This is a genomic window from Flagellimonas ulvae (assembly GCF_049333175.1).
Classification (GTDB): domain Bacteria; phylum Bacteroidota; class Bacteroidia; order Flavobacteriales; family Flavobacteriaceae; genus Flagellimonas.
The window spans coordinates 2341825-2367152 of record NZ_CP186325.1; the positions used below are offsets into that span (position 1 = coordinate 2341825).

Here is a 25328-nt window from a genome sequence, read left to right on the forward strand (position 1 = left end):
TATTATTTTTTCCATCTTAGGCTTTCCATTATTCTTCTAATATCTTTTTGAAGATAAATTGCAGCAGGGAGAATGGAATCGTAGTTGGGTTTTGCATAAAAGTACAATGACCCCGTTACAAAGTGATTGGTACTGTCGGTCACATAAAATTGTGACTGAGATGCAGCATTACCACTGATTTCATAGAACATGCCGTAAACACCATCTTCCGGGTTTACGAAAGGCTGCTCTAAAATATTATCTGCCTTGACCACATGCTCGTAAGAGAGTTTTTGGGCGTCTATCAACAGGGTGTCTAAATTATTTTTTACGGGCTTATAGGTCAGGTATATGGAACCCTTCATTATAGGGTAATCCAAAACTAGGGAGCAATCCTTGTTCTCTTTGATTATGGATTTGGAATTTAGGTCAAAAGCAAAAACGCAATCCAAGTCCAGTTCTTCATATTCGGCTTGTGGATAATCCAGTCGAAGCATAGCCTTGGGTTTTGGCAAAACCTCATCTTTGCATCCCGAGGATAATACTACTATTGATATTATTACGAGAACTTTAACCTTCATGTGGTAATGTTACTTTAATTCGCTTCAATCGTTTTTTATCGAGACTTTCCACCACAAACCGATAGTTTTTGAAGAGGACTTTTTCCCCTCTTTTCGGAAAGCTTCCAGAAATTTCCAGTACAAACCCAGCTATCGTTTCTGATTCTCCCTTTTTATCTTCAAATTCATCTTCATCTTCAATTTTCACTACCCGATAGAAATCTTTTAGGGTAGTTTTTCCATCAAAAACGTAATTGAAATCGTCCAATTTGGAAAAAATCAAGTCCTCATCATCAAACTCATCGCTGATGTCTCCAACAATTTCTTCAATAATGTCCTCCAAAGTTACAATTCCCGAAGTTCCTCCATATTCGTCCACCACTACTGCCAAATGATTCTTTTTCTCCTGAAACTCAAGTAAAAGGTCGTCCAATTTTTTATTCTCTGGAACAAAATAGGGTTCTCGAATCAAGGACATCCAGTTAAAACTTTTACGTTCCAAATAGGGCAATAAATCTTTAACGTACAAGACACCCAACACATTATCCATACTTTCGGAAAAGACCGGTATACGAGAATATCCGTTCTTTTTTATTTCAGCAATTACCTCAGGAAACTTCATTTCCTCGTTAAGAGCAAAAATATCAATTCGGGGTCGCATCACCTGCTTGGTATCTGTGTTCCCAAAGTTAACAATCCCTTCGAGTATCTTTTTCTCTTCCTTAGTGGTATCTCCTTCAGAAGCCAATTCCAGGGCCTGGGATAAATGGTCCACCCCAAAATTGGATTTTTGTCTTCCCAATTTATCTTGTAAGAAGACCGTTGCCGAACTCATGGGCGAACTAAAAGGCGTCAGAACTACACTTAGTCCACGTAGAGGTATCGACATAAGTGTTGAGAACTGTTTTTTATTTCTATTGGCATAAATCTTTGGAAGAATTTCACCAAACATTAAAATCAAAAACGTAGCCACAATAACCTCCAGCAAAAAACGTACGGATATAACCCCGAAAAGTGTTTGGTTTATTTCGGAAAAAATAGTGTTACCTATAGAGCTGAACAATAGAACAATACCAATGTTTATGGCATTGTTGGTTATAAGAATCGTGGCCAAAAGTTTTTTTGGTTTATCCAAAAGCCCTTTGATAATGTTCCCTTTTGATTCGTCTTCTTCCTGAAGCTCATTCAAATCGGATTGGGAAAGACCAAATAAGGCAACTTCTGCACCTGAAATAAGTGCGGAAAAGCACAATAGAACAAGCAGTACAATTACTTTCAGGCCAAAAATCCCACTGTAAGCTAACAAAGTGATGGACAAACAATACGGGTCAGGGTCCAAGTCTGTAGTCTTTAAATCTTACTTTAGAAAGGTAAATCATCGTCTTCTCCACTCTCTTCAACAGCTGGAGCTGCGGGTTGCGTTGGTTGGGCCGGAGCACTAGGGACTGTAGGTTGGGAAGGATTTGCCATTCCTTCTTTCTTAGTGGAAAGAAAAGTAAAATCCTGGACATGAACTTCGGTAGTATATCGTGTATTCCCGTCCTCTCCTTGCCACTGTCTGTTTTTCAATCTTCCTTCGAGATAGACTTTATCTCCTTTGCTAAGGTATTTTTCACAAATTTCAGCTGCTTTGTTACGCACCACAATGTTGTGCCAATCTGTGTTGGTTACCTTCTCCCCAGTCTGTCTGTTGGTATAGGTCTCATTGGTTGCCAGCGGGAAGCGCGCTATACAATTACCTCCTTCGAAATAATGAATTTTAACCTCGTCTCCCAAGTGGCCAATTAGCATCACTTTATTTAATGTTCCGCTCATAACTTTTCAATTGGTCAAAGGTACTAAATTTTAAAAGTCCGAATAAAGTCGGCTATCAAAACAGGTACTGCAAAAGAGCTGATTTCGTCCCAGGAAATCCCTTCTTCAACTTCTTTTGAGAGCTTTAGAATCCAAAAATGTGTATGTAGGTGTTGGTGAGACAGTTTGTGAACAATGGGCTCTTCATTAAAAAGTTCTAGGGATTCCAAGTTTTTCCTATAAGTCTTTTGCCCAAATTCTTTGACCACTGCACCTTGATTCACGGCACTTTCTGTCTCCAAAAGAGGAAACTGATATAGGTTTTGCCAAATACCTTTCCCCTTTCTTTGCTCTATAAGTGTATTTTGGTTTGGGTCAATCACAACCAAGTAGTTAAAAAAACGATGTTTCAATTTGGTCTTGCCCACTTTAACAGGAAGACTTTGCACCTTATTCTCTTTTAGGGCCACACATCCATCGTTTAGAGGACATAAGAGACAGTAAGGCTTTTTGGGAGCACATTGAATGGCGCCGAATTCCATAATGCCTTGGTTGTAATCACGAACATTATTCACATCCATTACTTCTCTGGCCAATTCCTTGAAATACTTTATCCCTTTTGTCGAATTGATTGGAAGTTCAACTCCGAAGTATCTAGACAAAACCCTATACACATTCCCATCCACAACGGGTTCTGGAATATCAAAACAAATTGATGCAATAGCACTGGCAGTATAGTCGCCAACTCCCTTGAGCTGTTTTAGTTCTTTATAGGAATTTGGAAACTTCCCTCCATATTCTTCAACAACCATTTTTGCTGTTGCATGCAGATTTCGAGCTCGGGAATAATACCCCAAACCTTGCCACAGCTTCAATACTTTTTCTTCCGGAGCAGCGGCCAAATCTTGGACAGTTGGAAAGGCCTCTATAAACTTAAAATAGTAAGGTGTGCCTTGTACCACCCTTGTCTGTTGCAGTATTATTTCCGAAAGCCAAATTTTGTAGGAATCTCTAGTACTGCGCCAAGGTAATTCTCTTTTGTGCTGGTCGTACCAGTTCAATACTTTTTGTGAAAAGCTCATCAAAAAAATTATAGAAAATAAAAGTAGTGGTTTATGTACTTAAAATTAAAGGCATTAAGCAAAAGATTAATTTAAATTTTTATATTTGCAAGCCTAAAAAAATAGAAAACAAAATAACGAAATGACGAAAGCGGATATCGTAACTAGAATCTCGGAGAAACTAGGTATGGAAAAAGGAGACGTTCAAGCAACTGTTGAATCTTTTATGGAGGAAGTGAAATCGTCCTTGGAAAATGGCGATAATGTATACCTAAGAGGTTTTGGTAGCTTTGTCATTAAGACAAGAGCGGAAAAGACAGGTAGAAATATTTCCAAAAACACTACCATAAAAATTCCAGCTCATAATATTCCTGCCTTTAAGCCTGCCAAGGTTTTTGTTGAAGGTGTTAAGAGCAACGTACAAGTAAAATAATTCAACTAACACTAAAGGAAAAGCTATATGCCTAGTGGTAAAAAGAGAAAAAGACATAAGGTAGCTACCCACAAGCGTAAGAAACGCAGGAGAGCGAACCGACACAAGAAAAAGTAGTTGTTGCAACTACTTTTTCATTTTACAAGCATACGTTCTTTGACATAGAGATTCAAAACGAAGAATTTCAATCGGTTTAAAAGCAAACCGATTCCAAATATTGTTTAATCATTTATTCCAAAACACTTCACGTTGGAATAAATAAAAATCGATTCATGTGAATAGAGAATTAATCGTTAGATCTAGTTCCGACGCAGTCGATTTTGCCTTACTAAAAGATGGAAAACTCATTGAACTTCACAAGGATGAGGACGACAACAACTTTTCTGTTGGGGATATCTTCCTAGCCAAGATAAGAAAACCCGTTACCGGACTCAATGCGGCCTTTGTAAATGTAGGTTATGAAAAAGATGCCTTTCTGCATTATCATGACCTTGGCCCGCAACTGTCATCCATGCTAAAGTTCATCAAGAAAGTAAGAACAGGGAAGCTTAAAGATTATACCCTGAAAGATTTTCCATTTGAAAAAGATATTGACAAGAATGGCAGCATCAATGATGTAATAAAAGCCAATCAGTCATTGTTGGTACAAATTGTAAAAGAACCCATTTCCACCAAAGGTCCAAGAATTAGTTCCGAGCTTTCCATAGCCGGGCGTTACTTGGTCATGGTTCCTTTTTCAGACCGTGTTTCCGTATCCCAAAAAATAGGAAGCAAAGAAGAAAAGGATAGATTGATACGCCTGGTAAAGAGTATCAAACCTAAAGGATTTGGCGTCATTATCCGTACCGTTGCAGAAGGCAAAAAAGTTGCTGAACTGGACAAAGATCTTCAGAATTTGCTGACCAAGTGGTCGGCACTGTGCAAAAAATTGCAAAAAGCACCTCATCCATCCAAAGTTTTAATAGAGGTTAACAGAGCTTCTTCCATTCTACGGGATGTTTTTAATGATTCCTTCACAGGAATCCATGTGGATGACGAGACTTTGTATAATCAAATAAAAGATTATTTGCTTGAGATTGCACCCCAAAAAGAATCTATAGTTAAACTATATTCTGGATCTGCCCCTATTTTCGAAAAATTTGGAATAGAGCGTCAGATCAAGACTTCTTTTGGCAAAACCGCCTCCATGAGCAAAGGAGCCTATTTGGTAATTGAACATACCGAAGCACTGCACGTAATTGACGTAAACAGTGGAAACCGTTCCAATAAGGCAAAAAATCAAGAAGATACCGCTTTGGAAGTGAACCTTTTGGCTGCATCAGAAATAGCCAGACAGTTAAGGCTTCGAGATATGGGCGGTATAATTGTGGTAGATTTTATTGACATGACCAAAGGAGATCATAGAAGAAAACTATTTGATCACCTGAGGGATGAAATGAAGGAAGATCGAGCAAAACACAAAATCTTACCTCCCAGTAAATTTGGTTTGGTTCAAATTACGCGTCAACGTGTTCGTCCAGAAATGAACATCAAGACCAGTGAGGAGAATCCCAACGGTTCTGGAAAAGAAGTGGAAGCGCCCATTATGTTGATTGATAAAATCAATGTAGACCTGGAGCGTATCCTAAAAAGCAATAAAAAGTACAAGGAGATTGTGTTAAACATTCATCCGTTTATTGCTGCTTATTTAACCAAAGGATATCCATCAATAAGATTCAAATGGTGGTTGGACCATAAGAAATGGATTAAAATCCAACCTAGGGATGCCTATACTTATCTAGAATATCGATTCAAGAACGAGGAAGGGAAAACCATCCGATAATACAAAGCGACTTCAGCAATGGAGTCGCTTTTTTGTTTTTGTACTTTTACCAAATGAACTCACATGTCCATTATTCGGTTCAAGAGGCTCAGAAAAAAATGGAACGTTACTGTGCTTATCAAGAGCGTTGCCATAAGGAAGTTGAAAGGAAATTAAAGGAAATGCGAATGATTCCTGAAGCCATAGATAGCATTATGGGCCATCTTATTCTTGAAAATTATTTGAATGAAGAACGTTTTGCCAAAAGCTTTGCCCGTGGGAAGTTCAATATTAAAAAATGGGGTAAAAATCGTATCAAAAATGAATTAAAGCAACGTGAGATTTCCAAATTCAATATACAAATTGCCTTAAGAGAAATTGATGAAGAAGATTATTTTGATACACTTGACCTATTGGCAAAAAAAAGATTATCCCAACTTACCGAACCGAACAAATCCAAAAAAAGAAGAAAACTATTGGATTACTTACTTTACAGAGGTTGGGAAAGCCAATTGGTGTATGAAAAAGTCATGGAACTGATTAAATAAGCATTACTCTTGAATAGTTATGGGCCTTGTTCGCCTTAAGGCTTCTTCATTTTTCCAATCTATCCATTTTTGACCTTTCCATCTGCGCATCATATTATCAAAATGACGCATAAAGAAAATGTTATACACCGCTTTGCCAAAATTCTTGGGTTTTCTGGCAATTGCGCGTAGACTCATGGAAAAACCTGGAGTTATATATTTCATGTGATGCCAATATCCTTCAGGAATATAGAGTACATTTCCATGTTCCAAATGGGCAATATGCCCCTTAGCATTCTTTAGTGCTGGCCATTTTTCTAAATCCGGATTCGCAAAATCTATATCTTCCCTAGTAATCAAGGAATGTGGAATCTTATATAAAAACTTAGTCTCGGACTGCGAAAACAAAATACACTGTTTTTTTCCTTCAAAATGGAAGTGAAAAATATTGGCCAAATCAATATCATAGTGCATAAAGGTATGTGAGTCACTACCTCCAAAGAAAAGCATGGGTAAACCCTTCATCAAACGAAGGCCAAAGTCTGGGTACGTATAGTCCTTTTGAAGCTGAGGGATTTCCTTAAGCACATTCCAAAGAAAAATCCGGTATTTGGTAGGCTCTCTTTTAAGAAGTTTGATGTAATCTTTCATCTTCATCTTAGCATGGGGTTCATTGAACCCTTCATCATGCTTTACGGGTCGGTCGTCATAGAGTGGCACCTCTTTCTCACCAGCAATTTCAGACATATAGTCCAAACTCCATTTGGTATAAGCCGGCCAGTCCTCTATGAAGTTTTCGATTACTACTGGCTTCTGAGGCTTAAAATACTTTTGAAGAAACTCTTTCTTGGAAAGTGTCTTTTCGCGAGGAATTTGTTCAAGGTTAAGTTCCAATATTTCAATGAGTTTGAAACTATAAAATTAATAAAAGGTTTTTAAACCCTCCTTCGGGGCCTACTCCTTCGTAGCAAGTTTTGACTTTTCCTTGGCCAGTTCATTGCGCTCAATAGTGTGGTCTGGACGTGTCCATTTTGGCTTCTCTCCCAAAGATTGATATTCTGAATCTTCGGCCTCGACCGTTTTGGGCTGCGAAATTTTAATAAACGGTTTTTGTGGATTCAATCCCAACATTTTAAACATTTCCATGTCTTCATTCACGTCAGGGTTTGGCGTGGTCAATAACTTATCTCCGGCAAAAATGGAATTCGCTCCTGCAAAAAAGCACATGGCCTGACCTTCGCGGCTCATTTCTGTACGCCCGGCAGAAAGTCTTACCTGTGTTTCGGGCATCACAATTCGCGTAGTGGCCACCATACGAATCATTTCCCAAATTTCAACCGGTTTTTCATCCTCCATGGGGGTTCCTTCTACCGCTACCAAAGCGTTAATTGGCACTGATTCAGGTTGAGGATTCAAAGTAGACAAGGCTACTAACATCCCTGCTCTGTCCTCAGCAGATTCTCCCATACCTATGATTCCACCACTACAAACCGTTACATTAGTTTTTCTAACATTTTCAATGGTTTCCAGGCGGTCTTCATATCCTCTAGTGGAAATCACTTCTTTGTAATACTCTTCTGAAGTATCTAGATTGTGGTTGTATGCATATAGTCCAGCCTCAGCCAAACGCTTTGCTTGATTTTCGGTGACCATCCCCAAGGTACAACATACCTCCATATCCAATTTATTAATGGTACGCACCATCTCCAAAACTTGGTCAAATTCAGGTCCATCCTTAACATTACGCCATGCAGCTCCCATACAAACACGAGAACTTCCCGAAGATTTAGCTCTCAACGCTTGCGCTTTTACCTGTTGAATCGACATCAAGTCATTGCCTTCTATATCTGTATGATATCTTGCCGCCTGCGGGCAGTATCCGCAGTCTTCAGGGCAACCTCCTGTTTTAATCGATAACAAAGTAGATACTTGAACAGTATTGGGGTCATGGAATTTACGATGTACCGTGGCTGCTTCATACAGCAATTCCATTAATGGTTTATTATAAATCTCAAGGATTTCTTCTTTGGTCCAGTTATTTCTTATTACACTCATATTTCTTGGATGTAGAGACAAAAATAGCCCTTATTCTTAAACCAAGACAAGATAGATGTCATGAAAAGAAAAAGGCCCATAGTTAAAACTAAGAGCCCTCTTCCTATTAAACCAACTAAATTCTAAGTTTTATCCTTTTCCGAAGGTTCATCGGTTTTATTTCCATTGGATGGTTTTTCCAAATCCTTTCCCTTTAAATATTCTGGCAACTGCATTCCTGCCATGTTGAACATTTCCTGTAAGGGCGGGACAGATTTGTACATTCCTGATATGAAATTCGCCGTGGAATTTTTTCCATCCTCACTTTTTGTTCCAGAATCCCAGACCGTTACTTTATCTATCTTAATATTTTTAATAGCCTCGGCTTGTTTTTCAACTAGCTCCGGAAGCTTATCTGCAATCAACAAAAGGACGGCATCTTTGGGATCGTTTCCAGCTGCCTTTACGATTTGGTCAAGACCCTCAGCTTGTTTGGTAAGTACTTCAAAAATACCTTTTGCTTCAGCCTCCGCTTTAAATAAAATAGCGTCTGCCTCACCTTTCGCTCTTCTACGAATCATCTCAGCTTCAGCTTCGGCTTCAATCTCCACTTTTTGTTTGTCTATTTCGGCTGGAACCACCACGTCCGCCATTTGCGAACTTCTTTCTCGTTCAGCACGAGCCATCTCAGCATCCTTTTCAGCTGCATAGGACTCTTCTAAAGCTTTTGCGGCTTGCACTTTTTCAGAAGCTGCAGCAGTACGCTCGGCTTCCGCTTCACGTTGTCTTCGTAGCGAATCTGAATTGGCCACATTGATCTTAGCTACGTTCTCCCCTTCTACCGCTTTAGCGTTCGCTGCAGCCACCTGAGTCCTTTCATCCTGTAACGCATTTGCTTCCCCAATAGAACCATCTCTATTCTTTTCAGCAACCGATTTTCTAGCCGCGTTGATCGCATGTGCAGCTGCCTCTTTACCCAAAGCTTCTATATATCCAGATTCATCTACAATATCTGTTATGTTTACGTTGATGAGCTTAAGACCTACTTTTTTCAATTCAGATTCCACACTTTGGGAGATATTAGTCAAAAATTTATCCCTGTCAGAATTGATTTCCTCAATATCCATGGAAGCCACAACCAAACGTAACTGACCAAAAATGATTTCTTTCGCCAATTCCTGAACCTCTGTCATTCCCAAACCTAAAAGTCTTTCCGCAGCATTTTGCATTACTCCAGGCTCCGTGGAAATCCCTATGGTAAACCTTGACGGCACGTTTACACGAATATTCTGTCTACTCAAAGCATTGGTCAAATCAACTTCAATTGAAATTGGGGTAAGATCTAAGAATTCGTAATCTTGGATAACAGGCCAAATAAATGCGGCCCCACCATGAATACATTTGGCTGAATTACCAGACCCAACTTTTCCATAGACCACCAATATTCTATCTGAAGGACACCTCTTGTATCGCCGGATAAACGAGATGATAATGATAAAGAAAAATAGAATGGCAAAGCCAATGGCCAGAAGGGAAGCACCTCCGCCTAATTGTAAGGGTAGTATTAGCATATGGTCAATTATTTAAGAGTTTAACAATTAAAATTCCGTTGTCGGTAACATCTTTTACTTTGATGACATTACCTTGTTTCAAATCAGTTTCTTCATCCGTAAGGGCTTCCAATTCACGTAAGGTCCCTTGAACATTCACACTCACCTTTCCTATACTGGACCGATTGGCCCCTATGGTTAAATATACTTCACCGATTTGCCCCATGGCATTCTTCAACTTTAGTGTACCGCTACTTTGGAGTTTAGCCAAATAATAGAACAAAGAGGCCATGGCGAACATCATCAAGAGTCCACAGGTAACTGAAACCAATATGGTGGTTCCAGTAGAAAGGCCATTATCCATACAGGCAATTCCAGACCAACCGAATATGGTGAAGAATCCTATAAGGTTTTTGAAAGAAAGAAATTGGAAGCCAATCCCCGTATCCCCATCAATATCTATATCAACATCGCCACTGACATCTTCGACATCTCCGCCTACAAATGTCATGACCATAAGAACAGTAAATATTATAGAGCCTACAATGGCAACAATCCAGTAAACTTTTTCAAAAAGAGTGAGTGCTGTAAACCAGTCTTCCATAGTTTAAAGTATTAGGTTATTGTTTAGGCATTAAGATAAGATTTTACCTCAAACCTTTTTCTCATTATTTGGAAAGAAGTACCGAAACTGCATTGCCCCCAAAACCTACCGCATTCACCATAATTTTCTCTATGGGTTTTGAGGGTGTTTTTTGTTGTGCAAAAGGCACTTGTAAATATTCTTGGTATTGTAGCATCAGTATAGCCATTTCTACACTGAGCATTCCCGAAGCTCCGAAAGTATGTCCCACTTTCCATTTATTGGTAGTCAAAAAAGGAGTTTTGTTACAAAATACTTTTTGGATGGCATTGTATTCTGACAAATCTCCTTTCACGGTACCTGGAGCATGAAGTACAATGGCATCAATCTCATCAGGTGATACCCCTTGTAATGCCATAGTCATGGAATCTTGGAAACACTTAGCGTCTGTTGAAATGGAAACATTATGGGTCAAGGGTTCTGTTGCATATCCTATCCCTTCAATTTTTGCTAACCGATTTACTTTTAGACCTCTCTCCAAACAAGCCATGGATGCTCCCTCTCCCAAAACCATGGAATTCCTTTTTTTATCCAAATCCAAAGCACGGCAAGGATAGGGGCCTTCCAATCTAGAATAAATCTTCAGTGCTTGTATTTGTGCAATGGTAAATGGTGTAAGCGGAGCTTCACTACCCCCTACCAAAAAGGTCTCGGACATTCCGCTTTGAATCCAAGCCACCCCATTTAACAAAGCATGTAGTGCCGTGGAACAAGTAATGGAATGTGAAATGGTTGGGCCACTCGACTTAAGGTCGTGGGCAACCCAGGATGAAATGTTTCCTAAGGTGGTAGTTGGTGAGGTCAATGTGGAAACATTTCCTTCTTTTAAAAACTCTTGGTGATAGTCTTCAAAAAGTGATGTGGCTCCACGTGATGATCCTATATTGATACCAAAATCTGTTTTTTTGTTCCAGCCTGCATCTTCAATGGCCTTCCTAGCAGATAGGATAGCAAACAAAACCGAATCATCAAGAGAACTATATTTAGCATCTGACTTTCTTAATTTTTGTACGATTAGTTTTTGATTCTTGTCTAATGCTGACACCCATACTTTTTGTGTGTTGATATCCTTTTGAACAAAACTATGTATCATATTTTGATAGGAAGACCAAGTTTCGTCAAGATTATTTCCGAGAGCCGAAAAGGAAGAAAGTGCAGTTATGGAAATAGGTTCTTTCAATGCTTAATCTAATTCGGGCAAAAATAGAAGTTCTTATCTTCATAAAATAGATAAACTTGAGAACAATGGATAACGAACTGGTAACTCAACCTAGTTGGTGGAAAAAAAATTGGAAATGGGTAGTGCCGGTTGGAGGCTGTCTTACTCTTATCATCATATGTATCGTTTTCTTTGCCACACTATTTTTTGGTGCGACCAAACTGATGGAAGATTCGCAGCCTTATGAGTATGCCTTTGAGTTGATAAACAATGACGAACAATTAATCAATTTATTGGGGAAGCCCATTGAAAAAGATGGAATGGTACAGGGTAGCATCAATTGGCATAATGGCCAAAAGAAAGCAGAAATGGTCATTCCCATTGCTGGCCCTAAAGATTCTGGAACCCTGTATATTGATGCTTATGGTGAAGGGGATACTTGGAACTATCGAGAAATACGTGTTGAAATACATAATACATCAGTGAATCTCTTGGAATGATTTCTTACAAACTCATATAATTTCCAAGGCATCTTCAATAGAAGTATAAATCTGCTTTAATTGCGCATCGGTTATCACATATGGAGGCAGTGTATAAACGGTGTTCCCTAAAGGACGTAGATTTACGCCTTGGTTCATAAAAAACTGATAAATGGTATCTCGAAGTGAGCCATAACGGCTTGTCTCCACCGCTAAATCCAAAGCAAAAATCGCACCCATACTACGGGCATTTTTTACTTTGGGATGCAGTTGAATATGTTGCGTAAATTTTTCGTGCTGCTCAGTGATATAATTTCTTTGTTTCAAAATTTCTTCTGAATTCAGTAATTCTATACTAGCCAAAGCAGCAGCACAACCCAATGGGTGGGCACTATAAGTATGGGCATGGAAAAACCCCTTAGAAACCTCATCACTTAAAAATGCGTCAAAAACAGCCTGGGAACAGCTGGTAATGCTCAATGGAAACATTCCAGCAGTAAGCGCCTTGCTCAAACAAATAATATCGGGAGCATGGGTCAAGTTTTCTGATGCGAAATTTTTTCCTGTTTTCCCAAAACCGGTCATAATTTCATCCGCAATACAAAGCACTCCTGATTTTTGGCACGCAGCAATCATTTGATCCAGACCTTCAGCGGAATGGAACTTCATTCCTGCAGCTCCTTGAACCAAAGGTTCAAAAACAAAAGCCGAACATAGGTTTTCTTCCAGTATCTTATCCAATTCTCTCAACACAGCTTCTAAATTATCTTCTGTTGGCACTGGAACCCGAATCACTTTCAACAAAAAATCCTCAAACGGTCCGTTGTAACTGGATATTCCCGAAGCTGACATTGCCCCAAACGTATCACCATGAAATCCATCTTCAAAGGCAATAATAGTGTCCCGCTTTTCACCTTTGTTGTGATGGTATTGAATGGCCATTTTAATAGCAGCTTCAATTGCTGTTGACCCATTGTCATTAAAAAAAATCTTGGTCTGATTGCCTGGTAGTATTCCAATCAATTTTTCGGATAATTCTACCGCAGGAGCATGTGTAAATCCACTGAACATGACAAAATCCAGCTCCCTCATCTGTTGGATCATGGCTTCCACAATATATGGGTTGCTATGCCCAAACATGGCAGTATACCAAGAAGCAATTCCATCTATATAGCTTTTTCCATCTTCGTCCCATATAAGTGCTTTTTCTGCTTTTACAATGCCCAATGGCGGATGGGCGGTTTTATGTTGTGTGAGTGGGTGCCAAAGATGGTTCTTGTCCCTGTCTATCAATTTTTCCAATTCTCTTGGATTCTTCAAAACTTCATTTTATCTATCTTGCAAATATGATAAAAAAAGGTTGCTTTAAACGTTCCTCGTTCTTAAAGGCTTCGTAATGACAAAAGCCATATAAAATAAGTTACAATACAATTATTTTCTGTAGCATATTTCACCCTTTTCAAACATCCTTTTTTTTCATATTTGTATTTTAGCGCCAAAATCAACCTCATTGATTATAGTAATCCCTTGCTATAACGAGTTTTCTCGTTTGCCTATCGGTGATTATGACAAGTTCCTGTCTAATCATAACAACACTAAGATTTGTTTTGTGGACGATGGTTCCACTGATGAAACTTATGAGACTCTTGAAAATCTTAAAAAAAAGTTTCCAGCCTCTGTCATCCTTTTAAAAAATGAGGTCAATAAAGGCAAAGCTGAAAGTATTCGGTTTGCAATCAACACCCTTACTGCAAAAAATTCTTCAGATCTATATGCATATCTAGATGCAGACTTAGCCACTTCCTTAAAGGAGTGCGCTTCATATCTCCCGTATCTTGAACAGGGTAAGAAATTAGTCTTTGCTTCAAGAATTTTAAGAATAGGCTCTACTGTGGAACGCAAATTCCATCGTTTCCTTTTTGGACGAATAATTGCCTCCATAATATCCTGGATTCTTCATATCAAGGTTTATGACACGCAATGTGGGTGCAAGGTATTTACCAAAGAAATTGCACAAATCGCATTTAAAGACCCTTTTGTTTCCAGATGGTTATTTGATGTTGAGATTTTTTCTCGCATACTCAACCACTTTGGAAGGGAAAAAGCACTTCGTTTTATGGAAGAGGTTCCTGTAAAAAGTTGGATTGATAAAGGAGAATCCAAAGTCAAGCTCTCATATTTTTTTAAACTTTGGATAGATTTATTACTCATCTGGCGTGTTCATAATAAACACCTCAAGAATGGATAGACTTTCCAACTGGATTGAAAATCTTAACGGAAGAAGCATTTTACTGCTGCTTTTTCTTTATTCCCTCTGGGTTCGATTTCCCTTTTTCTTTAGGGACTATATTGATAGAGACGAAAGCACTTTTATTTTAATGGGGCAATCCTGGGTAGATGGTTACCTCCCATATACTGAATTATGGGATATTAAGCCTCCTCTGACTTTTTTCTTTTTTGCCGCCATTATCTTTTGCTTTGGGAAAAGTTTTATTGCCATTCGTTTTTTCGGGGTATTGCTTATCACCATTTCTTCCTTCTTCACGTATAAGCTCACCAGCAAAATCGCTTCAAAAAAAATAAGCCTGTTTATGGGTTTGTTATGCATAGTTCTCCAAAGTCTATTTGGTAGTCTTCAAGGAGTTATGTCAGAACATCTGGTAATGGCCGTTCTAACCCCTTCCCTTTGGTTAATCTCTTCTTCCAAGCTTCGATGGAAAAATTGGCTGGTGATTGGCTTACTTATTGGGGTTTCCGTAATGATCAAACTAAATGTAGCTTATGTTGGCCTTTTTTTAGGATTTTACGCCTTGATAAAGAAAGTATCAAAAAACCAAATCAAGCTAAATCTATCCAACGGTTTTTTTTACGGGTTGGGAATATTGACTCTTATTTTTTTAGTCTATCTACCCTATTATCTTGCCGGTTTGTCCGAGCTATGGTGGAAATCTGTAATATTGGCCCCTCTCAATTATGCCGGCGCTAGACAGGATTCTCTGATTAAACTATCTGCATTCATTTTGCCTGTAGGCTTTTTTCTATTCTATTCCATACGGAAAAACATTCTTGATCTTAATCAAAGAACCTCGCTCATTCTCACCATATCGACCTTAGGTATACTTGTCGCTTTTTATAGAGGAGGTCGAATTAATGGTCATTATTTAATTTTATTGTATCCCGTACTTCTTCCTTTAATAGGAGCATTTCTCTCTACACTATCCTTCTCAAATATGAGAAAGAAGGTTATTCTTATCCCCATTCTTCTTTTTCTGGTCCCTGTTGAAACCTATTTGGAATATATAACTCTAGGAAAAAATAAGATTGAAAAAGGTTCTTTCTTTAATGGTGAAGGCATTGAAGTCCCAAAGTATTTAATTGAAAAAGAGATTTCCCATGAAACTATTCTCTTTACCGGATATCATATTGGGTACTGGTTGTTGGATACAAAACCACCAACAAAGGCGGCTACACAACCTAGTAATATTCTTAAGGATGAAATGTTTTTTGCTTACGAAAATCCAAGAGAAACTGGCATTGAAGAATTAAAACATATCATGAAAACCGTTAGACCTTCTTTGGTAGTTACCCGGAAAAATAGAAGGATATTCGATAAAAAAGAAAAGGATGCCAACCAATTTATAAACGCCTATTTAGAAAACAACTATAAAGTTCTAGATTCGGTAGATGGTGCTATGATTTATAAAAGACTAGAATAATTCTAGGGTCGCTTTGAACTCAGCTGCATATCTTTTTACAACTTCCTTATCGAAATCTACTTCTTCATTTATTCTTCCCAAAAAGGAAACATTTGTTTTACTCAATATGATGCTTTCAGTGGTTGGGTGTTCATCTCCACTAAAGATTATTCCAATATCTAGATTCTTCTGCTGAAGCTTTTCTATGGTAAGCAGCGTATGGTTAATACTTCCCAAATAATGGCGTGAAACTACAATTACTTTGTAATTGTGATGAATTAAGTCGTTTATCGTATCCTTTTCATTCAATGGTACCAGTAGGCCGCCTGCACCTTCAATAACTAAGTGATTTTCCGTTTTAGGAGGACTAATTTTTTCCAAATCCACTCTAATTCCATCAATCTCAGCTGCAGCATGAGGACTCATTGGAGTGTTCAGTGCATATGCATTAGGGTGAATCTTGGTTATTGTATTGGATATTAGCCTTTCTATTTTATGGCTATCCGAGTTATCCAAGTCGCCTGCTTGTACAGGCTTCCAATAATCTGCTTCCAAGGCTTCAACCACAATGGCCGAGGCAACAGTTTTTCCAACTTCGGTTGAGATTCCAGTAACAAATACTATCATGATGATGGCTTTGTGATAAAGTTACAATTCATGCATCTATATTTTTTGGGTTCAAAAAAAGGAAAAAGCTTGTAGAAGATTCCTTTTCTCGAATAGTATATTTCTGATTTGGCAGCCTTGCAATTGGGACATACAATTGGGTTACCGTTATTATCGGTCGCATAGTTGCGGATTTCATTGAAAATCCCTTCAGCTCTTACCTTATCAGAGGTATACACCTGTAGTTTAACTCCGCCAATGGCCGAGCTTATTAATGGATCTGAGTTTATGGTTGTTTCATCCCTCAAAAAAACTGGGATTCCCTCGGATTCCAATTTCCCTTTTATGATTTGAACATCCGCTGGGAATTCAAATGTTCCTAATGTGTGAAACTCAGATTCCATTATTCTAGTTGTTCTTTTATGAGTAACAATACTTTTGATATTTCTTTTTCAGAATTGTGTGAATGTAAACAAAACCGTAACCGTTCCTCTCCTTCTTTTACGGTTGGCGAAAGAATAGGTTTAACGTCATAGCCTTCTTTATATAGAATACGTGACAACTCCTTTACTTTCTGATTACCAGGCATCAACATACAGTGGATGGCGGAGTCACTACCCAGAAAAAAGCTTGCTAAATTCAATCTTTGCAGTTCTTTTTTAAAGAAATCAATATTGTAATGCAGTTGTTTTTGCCTTTTTGCGCCTTCGTCTTCCAGAAAAGAATAGCTTGCCAATATAATTGCAAGGGCATGCGGAGGCATAGCAGTGGTATAAATTAAGCTACGCGCAAAATTTACCAAATAATCCTTCAGCGGCTTACTTCCTAAAACAGCAGCACCATGACTGCCCAAAGCTTTGCCGAAGGTTATAATTCTAGCGAAAATCTTGTTTGTTATCTCTAACTTGTCCACCAGACCTTTTTCAAAAACACCAATGGCGTGGGCTTCATCCACAATAAGATGAAATCCCTGTTCTGAACAAAAATCTGCTAGACTTTTTAGGTTCGGAGAATCTCCGTCCATTGAAAAAACAGACTCGGTAACCACATAAACCTCTTGGTCATCACTTCTTGATTGTGTTTCAAGCAAAGTATTCACCTTACTTCTTAAGCTTTTTAAATCATTATGAGCAAATTTATAGCTCTTTGCGTTGCTCATGGAAATCCCCTCCCGAATGCTTGCATGTATCAATTCGTCATAGAGAATTAAATCCCCTTTTTGGGGCACTGAAGACAGGAATCCGATATTCGCATCGTACCCTGAATTAAAAACCAGTGCAGCATCAGAAGTATAATACTTGGATAAGAAATCTTCCAATTCATCGTATAATTGATGGTTTCCAGTCAGCAGACGGGAGCCAGTGGCCGCATGCTGTTGTATCTGTCTGCTTTCCAACAAACTTTCTGCCTTTGTAACAATCCAATCACATTGTCCCAAGCCCAAATAATCATTGGAAGAAAAATCTACTAGCCTATGGCTTTTAGGTAACTCCCTAAATGCATTTTCTGCTCTTCTCTTTTGAAGTTTTTTCTCCAGTTTTGATGGAAAATTTGGCATATTTCAAAAGTACTATCTTTATTGAAATAGGCTTGCAATGATTGCATATAAACAGGCTTCAACAACTCAGGAATTAGAACAAATTCTAGCACTGCAGCAACAAAATCTACCTAAAAACTTATCTAACAACGAGATGATCAAAGATGGTTTTCTTACCGTTGAGCATTCTTTAGAACTCCTGAAGGAAATGAACGATAAGTGCCAGCATATCATTGCAGTTGAAAATGAAAAGGTTGTTGGGTATGCTCTTTGTATGCATCCTATATTTTCGGAAAGCATTGAAATACTAAAACCTATGTTTTATGAAATAAACAAGGTTGTGAAAAATAAGAGCAATTATATGGTAATGGGACAAATCTGTATTGCCAAAACATATAGAGGCAAAGGACTGTTCAGAAAACTATATGCAAATATGAAGGCGTTCTTGCCTGAGGGTTTTGACGCAATTATTACCGAGGTTGATGCCAAAAACCAACGTTCTATGGATGCTCATAGAGCTATTGGGTTTGTAGAACTCAAAAACTACCGTTCAGATGGCAAGGAATGGTCATTGATTGTAATGCAATAAAAAAGCCGCTTAGCGGCTTTTTTCTATACTATTATGTTCTGTAGACGAACTAGTCTGCTAAAACAATGACTTTATTATCTTTTAGTTCCACTGTTCCACTAGTTATGGATAGTAAGGTTTCGCCATTGGCACCTTGGGTAAACTTGGTCTGAAAGTCTTCATGGATTTCAATGTTCCCTTGCACCTTAACATCACCCTCTCCCAATAAAGAAACAATAGGTGCGTGGTTTTGAAGCATTTGAAATTCACCGTTGATTCCAGGAACGGTAACTGAGGTTACTTCTCCTGAAAATAAAGTAGCTTCGGGCGATACAATTTCTAAATACATATCTACTAAACTTCTGCTAACATTTTCTCTCCGGCCTCGATTGCATCTTGGATGGTACCTTTAAGGTTGAATGCAGATTCTGGAAGATGATCTAACTCACCATCCATAATCATATTGAACCCTTTGATGGTATCCTTGATATCAACCAAAACCCCTGGAATACCTGTAAACTGCTCCGCCACGTGGAACGGTTGTGACAAGAAACGTTGAACCCTTCTTGCTCTACCAACGGCCAATTTATCTTCTTCAGAAAGTTCTTCCATACCCAAGATGGCAATAATATCTTGAAGCTCTTTGTATCGTTGCAACAACTCCTTAACACGCTGTGCACAACCATAATGCTCGTCTCCCAAAATCTCTGGCGTCAAAATTCTTGAAGTGGAATCCAATGGGTCCACTGCTGGATAAATTCCAAGCTCTGCAATTTTACGTGAAAGTACCGTAGTAGCATCCAAGTGAGCAAAGGTTGTTGCAGGGGCAGGGTCAGTTAAGTCATCCGCAGGTACATATACCGCCTGTACAGAAGTAATGGAACCTTTTTTAGTGGATGTAATTCTTTCCTGCATAGCACCCATTTCGGTTGCTAAAGTAGGTTGGTATCCTACCGCAGATGGCATCCTACCTAAAAGAGCGGATACCTCAGAACCTGCTTGAGTAAAACGGAAAATATTGTCTACGAAGAAAAGAACGTCCTTACCCTGTCCATCTCCAGCTCCATCTCGGAAGTATTCTGCAATCGTTAACCCAGAAAGTGCCACACGGGCTCTAGCTCCAGGAGGCTCGTTCATCTGACCGAAAACGAAAGTTGCTTTGGATTCTTTCATGGCTTTTTTATCAACCTTAGTCAAATCCCATCCACCTTCTTCCATGGAGTGTAAGAAGTCATCTCCATACTTAATAATTCCAGATTCCAACATCTCACGAAGCAAGTCATTTCCTTCACGAGTTCTTTCACCTACTCCAGCGAATACGGAAAGACCCCCGTGACCTTTTGCAATGTTGTTAATCAATTCCTGAATCAATACAGTTTTACCCACACCTGCACCACCAAACAATCCAATTTTTCCACCTTTGGCATACGGCTCAATTAGGTCAATCACCTTAATTCCAGTAAACAAAACTTCGGTAGAAGTGGAAAGATCCTCAAATTTTGGTGCTTCTCTGTGAATTGGAAGACCATTGTCCCCAGTTTTTGGTAAATCTTCAAGACCATCGATAGCATCTCCAATTACATTGAAAAGTCGTCCATAAACCTCTTCTCCAATAGGCATTTGAATAGCGTTTCCAGTCGCATGTACTTCAACTCCTCTGCTCAATCCATCAGTTGAATCCATAGAGATGGTTCTCACGGTATTCTCTCCAATATGGGATTGAACTTCCAATACCAGTTTAGAGCCGTCTTCCTTAGCAATTTCTAAGGAATCATAAATCTTTGGGATTTCTACTCCGGATTCAAACTCTACATCAATGACCGGGCCAATAATTTGGGCAACTTTACCTGTAACTTTAGACATTACTCTATTAATTTTTAATTGAATAGGATAAAAAATCTATCGATTTTTTCGGCTGCAAAGATATACTTTTACTTCTTTAAAGAGAAACGAAAACAACCTTTTTTATAGCAATAAAAAAGGCGCCGATTTTGTCGGCGCCCCATCTTTGAGTTGTTGTCAAAAATTATGGATTTATGGTCCATGAAACGTAATAAATAGCTCCGATTAAACCAGTACCTACGGCTTGGAAATATTCATCCGCCAAAAGGTTGGATCCTCCTGCTTTGAATACTGATTTTATACTTGGAACCGAATAGTTGATTTGTGCATCCAAAACTGAGTAGGCCGGTACATCGCCAACTGCAAATGTGGCCTCCCATAAGAAGCTATCACTCCATCTGTAGTTAAAATTGAAACCAAAGTTTTTAAATAACTCTGTATTTCCAAAAGAAGCCTTTACTCGGTGTTCTGGTGTATTGAAACTTGTAAGGAAATCTGGGAACCTTTCTCTATCAAAATCAAAATCAGCATAGGTATAGTTCACACCTAAATCAAAATTTCCAAATACTTTGGTGTCAACACCAATAGTAGCGCCCCAAGAATCCACATCCTCGGTTAGGTTGGTATATGTTTGATACACTCGTCTATCTCCGTTTTGTAATGCGAGTAAAGAAAGGCCATTATCTCCAGCAGTTCCATACAACGGAACAAATACATTTTGATTAAGAATAAAGTTGCTGTATTGGTTAAAATAACCGCTTAAATCGATCGTGAACTTTCCTATTTGGCCCCGATACCCTGCTTCAAAAGTGATAATTTCTTCTGGTTGTACAAGTTCGGCATTGGCTACTTCGGGAGCTCCCGCTATTACCGAACTTACTGAATACGCATTTTCGTATGCCGCTCTACCCAATATTTCAACAGTAGATTGTCCAATCAAATTTTGTCCATCAGGAGTTACGTCAAATGTTCTGATATCCCTATCCAAATTATCAGGAGCTGATCCTACCAAAATGGCAGCTCCAGCGTTTAATCCAATAAACAAATCTTGGGTGGTAGGGTTTCTGAAACCTTGCTGTGCTGAAATTCTAATATTATGATTTCTATTGGCTCCAGCTGTATATCCCAATGCCACTCTTGGCGAAAAGAAGCCATCAAAAAATTCGTTTTTATCGTAACGAACCGAACCTGTAAACTTCAATCTATCATCCAAGAATTTCTTTTGCAATTGTGTATACGCGCCAAACTCATTATAGGAGATAGGACCATCAATATCTGTAAATATAGTTCCTTCAGAATTTAATTCATACTCCCTGAAAGAACCTCCTACTTGAATATCCGCCCAATTGTTGATAAGGTGAGCTAAGTTGTAGTTTCCGTTGATGTGACGAAACTTAGTATTGTCAATAAAACGAGAACCCGTGGTCAAATCGCCATCGGCAGTAACTGCATCAAACGCAGCTTGAAATTCTGGTGTACCTGGAATCAATCTGCCAGTATCAGCAGCTTGCCTAGCCGCGGCATGGGCTGCTGTAGAAGCCTGCTCTCTGGTAAGCCCTCCTTGTTGAATGCCTCCTAAAAAAGTAGGAATATAAGTGCCCGCATAATCAGTAAACCATTGCGTATTTGATTTCCATCGGTTATTGATGTTTAGACCCGTAAATCTTGTGTCGTAAGAATCCCCGGCATTTTCAGAAACTATGTACCCTCTTAAAAAGAAATTATCATTCCTGAATTCAATTTTATGTTGTTGTAAATTAAATCCTCTTACCGCATATCTATTGGCACCTTGATAAATAGTATTACCTCTACCTATTCTTCCTTGGTATATAATCTCAAAATCATCTGCGAAAGGTCTATAGTATATAGAGAAATCTGTTTTTACACTTTGAGCTCCATAGTTCACTAAATCTCTTTCTTCATATCCTGTACGAGAAACCTCTGCTGAACCTATAGTTCCAGCTGGTAATCCTGCTGCAGAATCAAAATTTAGAATTGTTGAAGCTTCGTCTCCGTAGATATTCAATCCATCGAAAGCAGGATCGGTTCTATCCGCACCTGGTCTGTTGATATCATCCGTTCTAACAGCGTGCCAATCTTCACCTTGCAAGAAAGACAAGTTGGCCTTTACAGCCAATTTATCACTAAAGGCGTGGGCTGCTCTTATTCCTATATCATAATATTGGTTATCTCCTGCCGCTTCTTGGGAAGTTAGTCCTGTTTTGGCGTAGAAACTAATTCCTTCAAAATCAAACGGACTCTTACTGGTCATAAAAAGAATTCCATTAAATGCGCCAGCTCCATACAATGCGGAAGAGGCACCGGGTAGAATCTCCACACTTTGTACTTCCAGTTCGGACATCCCCACCAAGTTTCCCAAAACAAAGTTTAATCCCGGAGCGGAGTTATCCATCCCGTCCACCAACTGCAAAAACCGGGTGTTCGCAAAAGTTGCGAAACCTCTTGTGTTGATTGACTGAAACGTTAAACTGTTGGTATTGATATCTACTCCTTTAAGGTTTTGAAGTCCTCCATAAAAAGACTCTGCCGTAGTATTTTTTATATCCTTTAAGCCAAAACGCTCTACGGAAACTGGAGATTCAAAAATTCGTTCTGGTGTTCTTGAAGCGGAAATCACTATTTCATCCAATATAGTAGAAGACTCCGCAAGGGTAACAGATACATTTTGATTGTTTGATGTTATCTCCACTAAAAAATCAGAAAACCCAACACTAGTAATCCTCAACTGAAATGGTGGTTCTTCCGAAGTGTTAAATGTGAAATTCCCATCAAAATCTGCCGTAGTTCCCTCTGCTTTTCCAACAAGCACCACATTGGCACCTGGTATGGGTTCGTTGTTGTCATCAACTACTTTTCCAGTCACTGTGGTTTGGGCGAAGGTAGCTGCTCCAAATAGCATCATGGAAAAAATTATAAGCTTTTTCATTAGTTTGAATTTGAGTTAAATTAGTTTTAAGGATAAGTAAAACTTTGGAAGCGGAATATACATTTTTTTTGGTTCGCTTGGTACAAAATTGAAAAAAATTATGCATGCATAATACTTTTTCGCCAAAAAAATGAGGCAATCAATGTGATTTTAACAAAAAAGACCCCTTTTCAGGAGCCTTTTTCACTTTTATTGTATTTGTTAAGGTCACTCTACAGTAACCGACTTTGCCAAGTTCCGAGGTTGGTCTACATTACATCCTCTCATAACAGCTATGTGGTAAGAGAGCAATTGCAGTGGTATTGTGGTCAATAAAGGTGTCAAGCATTCATTTGTTTCTGGAACCTCCACAACATGGTCTGCAAGCTCTTTGACTGTTTTATCGCCTTCTGTGACTACAGCGATAATACGCCCACTTCTTGATTTTATTTCTTGGATATTGCTTACTACTTTTTCGTAATGTCCTTTTTTAGTGGCAATTACCACTACTGGCATTTGCTCGTCTATTAAAGCAATTGGACCATGCTTCATCTCCGCGGCTGGATATCCTTCGGCATGGATGTAGCTGATTTCCTTTAATTTTAGAGCTCCTTCCAGTGCTACAGGAAAGTTATACCCTCTTCCCAGGTAAAGACAATTTGTTGAATCTTTATAAATATCAGCGATATGAGAGACAAGATCATTGGACTCCAATGCCTTTTCTACCTTACTTGGAATACTCTCAAGCTCTGTCAAAATTTCATGGAACTGAGGTGAAGAAAAGATTCCTTTTTCGCTTGCAAGTTTTAAGGCAATCAATGTCAATACTGTAATTTGAGTGGTAAATGCCTTTGTTGAAGCCACCCCAATCTCGGGTCCAGCGTGAGTATAGGCTCCAGCATGTGTTTCTCTAGCAATGGATGATCCCACTACATTACAAACACCAAACACAAATGCACCTTTCTCTTTGGCCAATTTTATGGCTGCCAAAGTATCAGCAGTTTCTCCAGATTGAGATATAGCAATTAGAACATCATTTTCTGTGATAACCGGGTTTCTATATCTAAATTCAGAAGCATATTCTACTTCTACAGGAATTCTTGCTAAATCCTCAAAAATATATTCGGCAACCAAGCCTGCATGCCAAGATGTTCCACAAGCCACGATAATAATACGATTGGCATTCAGAAACTTCTCAAGGTTTTGGTCAATGCCCGCCATTCGTATTATCCCCTGGTCGGCAAGTAAACGTCCTCTATATGTATCCAATATTGCTCGTGGTTGCTCGTATATCTCTTTGAGCATAAAGTGATCGTACCCACCTTTTTCTATTTCCTCCAAATTCAATTGAAGTTCTAAAATATCGGGATAAGCAATTGCGTCATCCTTTATTTTACGCAATTTTATTTCTTTACCCAGACGGATAATGGCCATCTCTTCATCCTCCAAATACACTGCGTTATTCGTGTATTCGATAAATGGAGATGCATCAGAAGCAACAAAATATTCATTCTCGCCTATTCCAATGGCCAAAGGACTTCCCAACTTTGCCACTACAATCTCATCTGGCTTGTTTCTATCAAAAACCGCTATGGCATATGCTCCTACTACTTGGTTGAGTGCGATTTGAACGGCTTGTCCTAATTTGACCTCTTCCTTTTTCTTGACTTCTTCAATGAGGTTCACAAGAACTTCCGTATCTGTATCTGTTTGAAACTCATATCCTCGTGAGATAAGTGCCTTTTTAATGGATTCATAGTTCTCAATGATTCCATTGTGGATAATTACCAGATCGCCAGAATTTGAATAGTGGGGATGTGAGTTGGTGTCATTAGGAACCCCATGGGTGGCCCATCTTGTGTGCCCCAATCCCAAACTACCCTCTGTATTGTGTGATGTTTCCGCCTTTGCCTTTAAGTCGTCGACTTTTCCTTTGGTTTTAGATACTACAATTTGACTATCGTTGTACAGTGCTATCCCCGCACTATCGTATCCTCTGTATTCCAGTCTTTGCAATCCCTTAATTATAATCGGATAGGCATCTCTATGACCTATGTACCCTACAATTCCACACATAGAAAAAGTAATTTGGAAGTTTATATTTTATGCAAAAGTAAAATGATTACGTAAAAAA

At 38.8% G+C, this 25328-nt stretch carries 24 protein-coding genes; 7 read left to right on the forward strand and 17 right to left on the reverse strand.

Features of this window, described 5'->3' with window-relative positions; genetic code table 11:
- Nucleotides 1-2: 2 nt before the first annotated feature.
- From gldD to mutY, 4 genes are read right to left on the reverse strand one after another with little or no spacing between them, the layout of a single operon-like run.
- Complete coding sequence (gene gldD / locus ACOKFD_RS10745) at nt 3-560, reverse strand: gliding motility lipoprotein GldD (protein WP_422857930.1); 558 nt, start codon at nt 558-560, stop codon at nt 3-5.
- On the reverse strand, nt 550-1878 hold the full coding sequence (locus tag ACOKFD_RS10750; protein ID WP_422857931.1) for a gliding motility-associated protein GldE: 1329 nt from the start codon (nt 1876-1878) through the stop codon (nt 550-552). Before ACOKFD_RS10750 ends, gldD begins: the two co-directional genes overlap by 11 nt.
- A 23-nt stretch (nt 1879-1901) precedes the next feature.
- Nucleotides 1902-2354 (reverse strand): single-stranded DNA-binding protein, encoded by a 453-nt coding sequence (ssb, locus tag ACOKFD_RS10755; protein ID WP_422857932.1) that lies wholly within the window; start codon nt 2352-2354, stop codon nt 1902-1904.
- Nucleotides 2355-2377: 23 nt separating this feature from the next.
- Nucleotides 2378-3415 (reverse strand): A/G-specific adenine glycosylase, encoded by a 1038-nt coding sequence (mutY, locus tag ACOKFD_RS10760; RefSeq protein ID WP_422857933.1) that lies wholly within the window; start codon nt 3413-3415, stop codon nt 2378-2380.
- A gap of 121 nt (nt 3416-3536) precedes the next feature.
- On the opposite strand from mutY, the gene ACOKFD_RS10765 reads away from it, so the two are divergent.
- From ACOKFD_RS10765 to ACOKFD_RS10775, 3 genes are all read left to right on the forward strand, one after another.
- Nucleotides 3537-3827, forward strand: coding sequence for an HU family DNA-binding protein (locus tag ACOKFD_RS10765; RefSeq protein ID WP_106143570.1), 291 nt, complete (start codon nt 3537-3539; stop codon nt 3825-3827).
- A 274-nt stretch (nt 3828-4101) separates the two neighbouring features.
- A complete protein-coding gene (locus ACOKFD_RS10770) occupies nt 4102-5649 on the forward strand; it encodes an Rne/Rng family ribonuclease (protein ID WP_422857934.1) in 1548 nt (515 codons plus the stop codon).
- A 53-nt stretch (nt 5650-5702) separates the two neighbouring features.
- Complete coding sequence (locus tag ACOKFD_RS10775) at nt 5703-6176, forward strand: regulatory protein RecX (RefSeq protein ID WP_298996705.1); 474 nt, start codon at nt 5703-5705, stop codon at nt 6174-6176.
- A gap of 3 nt (nt 6177-6179) precedes the next feature.
- Here ACOKFD_RS10775 and ACOKFD_RS10780 read toward each other — a convergent pair whose 3' ends face one another.
- The 5 genes from ACOKFD_RS10780 to ACOKFD_RS10800 form a co-directional block, all read right to left on the reverse strand.
- Nucleotides 6180-7049: a cupin-like domain-containing protein gene (locus tag ACOKFD_RS10780; protein WP_422857935.1), complete on the reverse strand. Its 870-nt coding sequence runs from the start codon at nt 7047-7049 to the stop codon at nt 6180-6182.
- Between the two features lie 60 nt (nt 7050-7109).
- Nucleotides 7110-8210, reverse strand: coding sequence for a biotin synthase BioB (gene bioB, locus ACOKFD_RS10785; RefSeq protein ID WP_422857936.1), 1101 nt, complete (start codon nt 8208-8210; stop codon nt 7110-7112).
- A gap of 122 nt (nt 8211-8332) precedes the next feature.
- Entirely contained in the window at nt 8333-9760 is a 1428-nt protein-coding gene (locus ACOKFD_RS10790) for a flotillin family protein (protein WP_422857937.1), read from the reverse strand.
- 4 nt (nt 9761-9764) lie between these two features.
- The gene (locus tag ACOKFD_RS10795; protein WP_422857938.1) at nt 9765-10343 is read right to left on the reverse strand and encodes a hypothetical protein; all 579 of its coding nucleotides are present in this window, start codon (nt 10341-10343) and stop codon (nt 9765-9767) included.
- Nucleotides 10344-10407: 64 nt separating this feature from the next.
- On the reverse strand, nt 10408-11562 hold the full coding sequence (locus ACOKFD_RS10800; protein WP_422857939.1) for a beta-ketoacyl synthase N-terminal-like domain-containing protein: 1155 nt from the start codon (nt 11560-11562) through the stop codon (nt 10408-10410).
- Between the two features lie 65 nt (nt 11563-11627).
- Here ACOKFD_RS10800 and ACOKFD_RS10805 point away from each other — a divergent pair, with 65 nt between their 5' ends.
- Entirely contained in the window at nt 11628-12041 is a 414-nt protein-coding gene (locus ACOKFD_RS10805; protein ID WP_422857940.1) for a cytochrome c oxidase assembly factor Coa1 family protein, read from the forward strand.
- 12 nt (nt 12042-12053) lie between these two features.
- Here the strand turns inward: ACOKFD_RS10805 and bioA are convergent, their stop codons facing one another.
- The gene (gene bioA, locus ACOKFD_RS10810) at nt 12054-13340 is read right to left on the reverse strand and encodes an adenosylmethionine--8-amino-7-oxononanoate transaminase (protein WP_422857941.1); all 1287 of its coding nucleotides are present in this window, start codon (nt 13338-13340) and stop codon (nt 12054-12056) included.
- A 190-nt stretch (nt 13341-13530) separates the two neighbouring features.
- Here bioA and ACOKFD_RS10815 point away from each other — a divergent pair, with 190 nt between their 5' ends.
- Both ACOKFD_RS10815 and ACOKFD_RS10820 read left to right on the forward strand, forming a co-directional pair.
- Nucleotides 13531-14268 (forward strand): glycosyltransferase, encoded by a 738-nt coding sequence (locus tag ACOKFD_RS10815; RefSeq protein WP_422857942.1) that lies wholly within the window; start codon nt 13531-13533, stop codon nt 14266-14268.
- Entirely contained in the window at nt 14261-15736 is a 1476-nt protein-coding gene (locus tag ACOKFD_RS10820) for an ArnT family glycosyltransferase (RefSeq protein WP_422857943.1), read from the forward strand. The genes ACOKFD_RS10815 and ACOKFD_RS10820 overlap by 8 nt, the downstream gene beginning before the upstream one ends.
- Here ACOKFD_RS10820 and bioD read toward each other — a convergent pair.
- Genes bioD through ACOKFD_RS10835 form a run of 3 tightly spaced genes read right to left on the reverse strand, consistent with a single transcriptional unit; the run spans nt 15728 to nt 17879 of the window.
- On the reverse strand, nt 15728-16342 hold the full coding sequence (bioD, locus tag ACOKFD_RS10825) for a dethiobiotin synthase (RefSeq protein WP_422857944.1): 615 nt from the start codon (nt 16340-16342) through the stop codon (nt 15728-15730). The two genes, ACOKFD_RS10820 and bioD, sit on opposite strands and share 9 nt — an antisense overlap.
- Entirely contained in the window at nt 16339-16725 is a 387-nt protein-coding gene (locus tag ACOKFD_RS10830) for a DUF2007 domain-containing protein (protein ID WP_422857945.1), read from the reverse strand. The genes bioD and ACOKFD_RS10830 overlap by 4 nt, the downstream gene beginning before the upstream one ends.
- Nucleotides 16725-17879 (reverse strand): aminotransferase class I/II-fold pyridoxal phosphate-dependent enzyme, encoded by a 1155-nt coding sequence (locus ACOKFD_RS10835; RefSeq protein WP_422857946.1) that lies wholly within the window; start codon nt 17877-17879, stop codon nt 16725-16727. Before ACOKFD_RS10835 ends, ACOKFD_RS10830 begins: the two co-directional genes overlap by 1 nt.
- A 37-nt stretch (nt 17880-17916) precedes the next feature.
- Between ACOKFD_RS10835 and ACOKFD_RS10840 the strand changes: the two genes are divergently transcribed.
- Nucleotides 17917-18447: a GNAT family N-acetyltransferase gene (locus ACOKFD_RS10840; RefSeq protein WP_422857947.1), complete on the forward strand. Its 531-nt coding sequence runs from the start codon at nt 17917-17919 to the stop codon at nt 18445-18447.
- Between the two features lie 49 nt (nt 18448-18496).
- On the opposite strand, the gene ACOKFD_RS10845 is transcribed toward ACOKFD_RS10840, so the two are convergent.
- The 4 genes from ACOKFD_RS10845 to glmS form a co-directional block, all read right to left on the reverse strand.
- Nucleotides 18497-18775: a FoF1 ATP synthase subunit delta/epsilon gene (locus ACOKFD_RS10845; protein ID WP_298996675.1), complete on the reverse strand. Its 279-nt coding sequence runs from the start codon at nt 18773-18775 to the stop codon at nt 18497-18499.
- A gap of 5 nt (nt 18776-18780) precedes the next feature.
- Nucleotides 18781-20289, reverse strand: a complete 1509-nt coding sequence (gene atpD, locus ACOKFD_RS10850; protein ID WP_422857948.1) for a F0F1 ATP synthase subunit beta — start codon at nt 20287-20289, stop codon at nt 18781-18783.
- 163 nt (nt 20290-20452) lie between these two features.
- On the reverse strand, nt 20453-23215 hold the full coding sequence (locus tag ACOKFD_RS10855) for a TonB-dependent receptor (RefSeq protein WP_422857949.1): 2763 nt from the start codon (nt 23213-23215) through the stop codon (nt 20453-20455).
- A 207-nt stretch (nt 23216-23422) separates the two neighbouring features.
- The gene (gene glmS / locus ACOKFD_RS10860) at nt 23423-25270 is read right to left on the reverse strand and encodes a glutamine--fructose-6-phosphate transaminase (isomerizing) (protein ID WP_422857950.1); all 1848 of its coding nucleotides are present in this window, start codon (nt 25268-25270) and stop codon (nt 23423-23425) included.
- Nucleotides 25271-25328 lie beyond the last annotated feature (58 nt).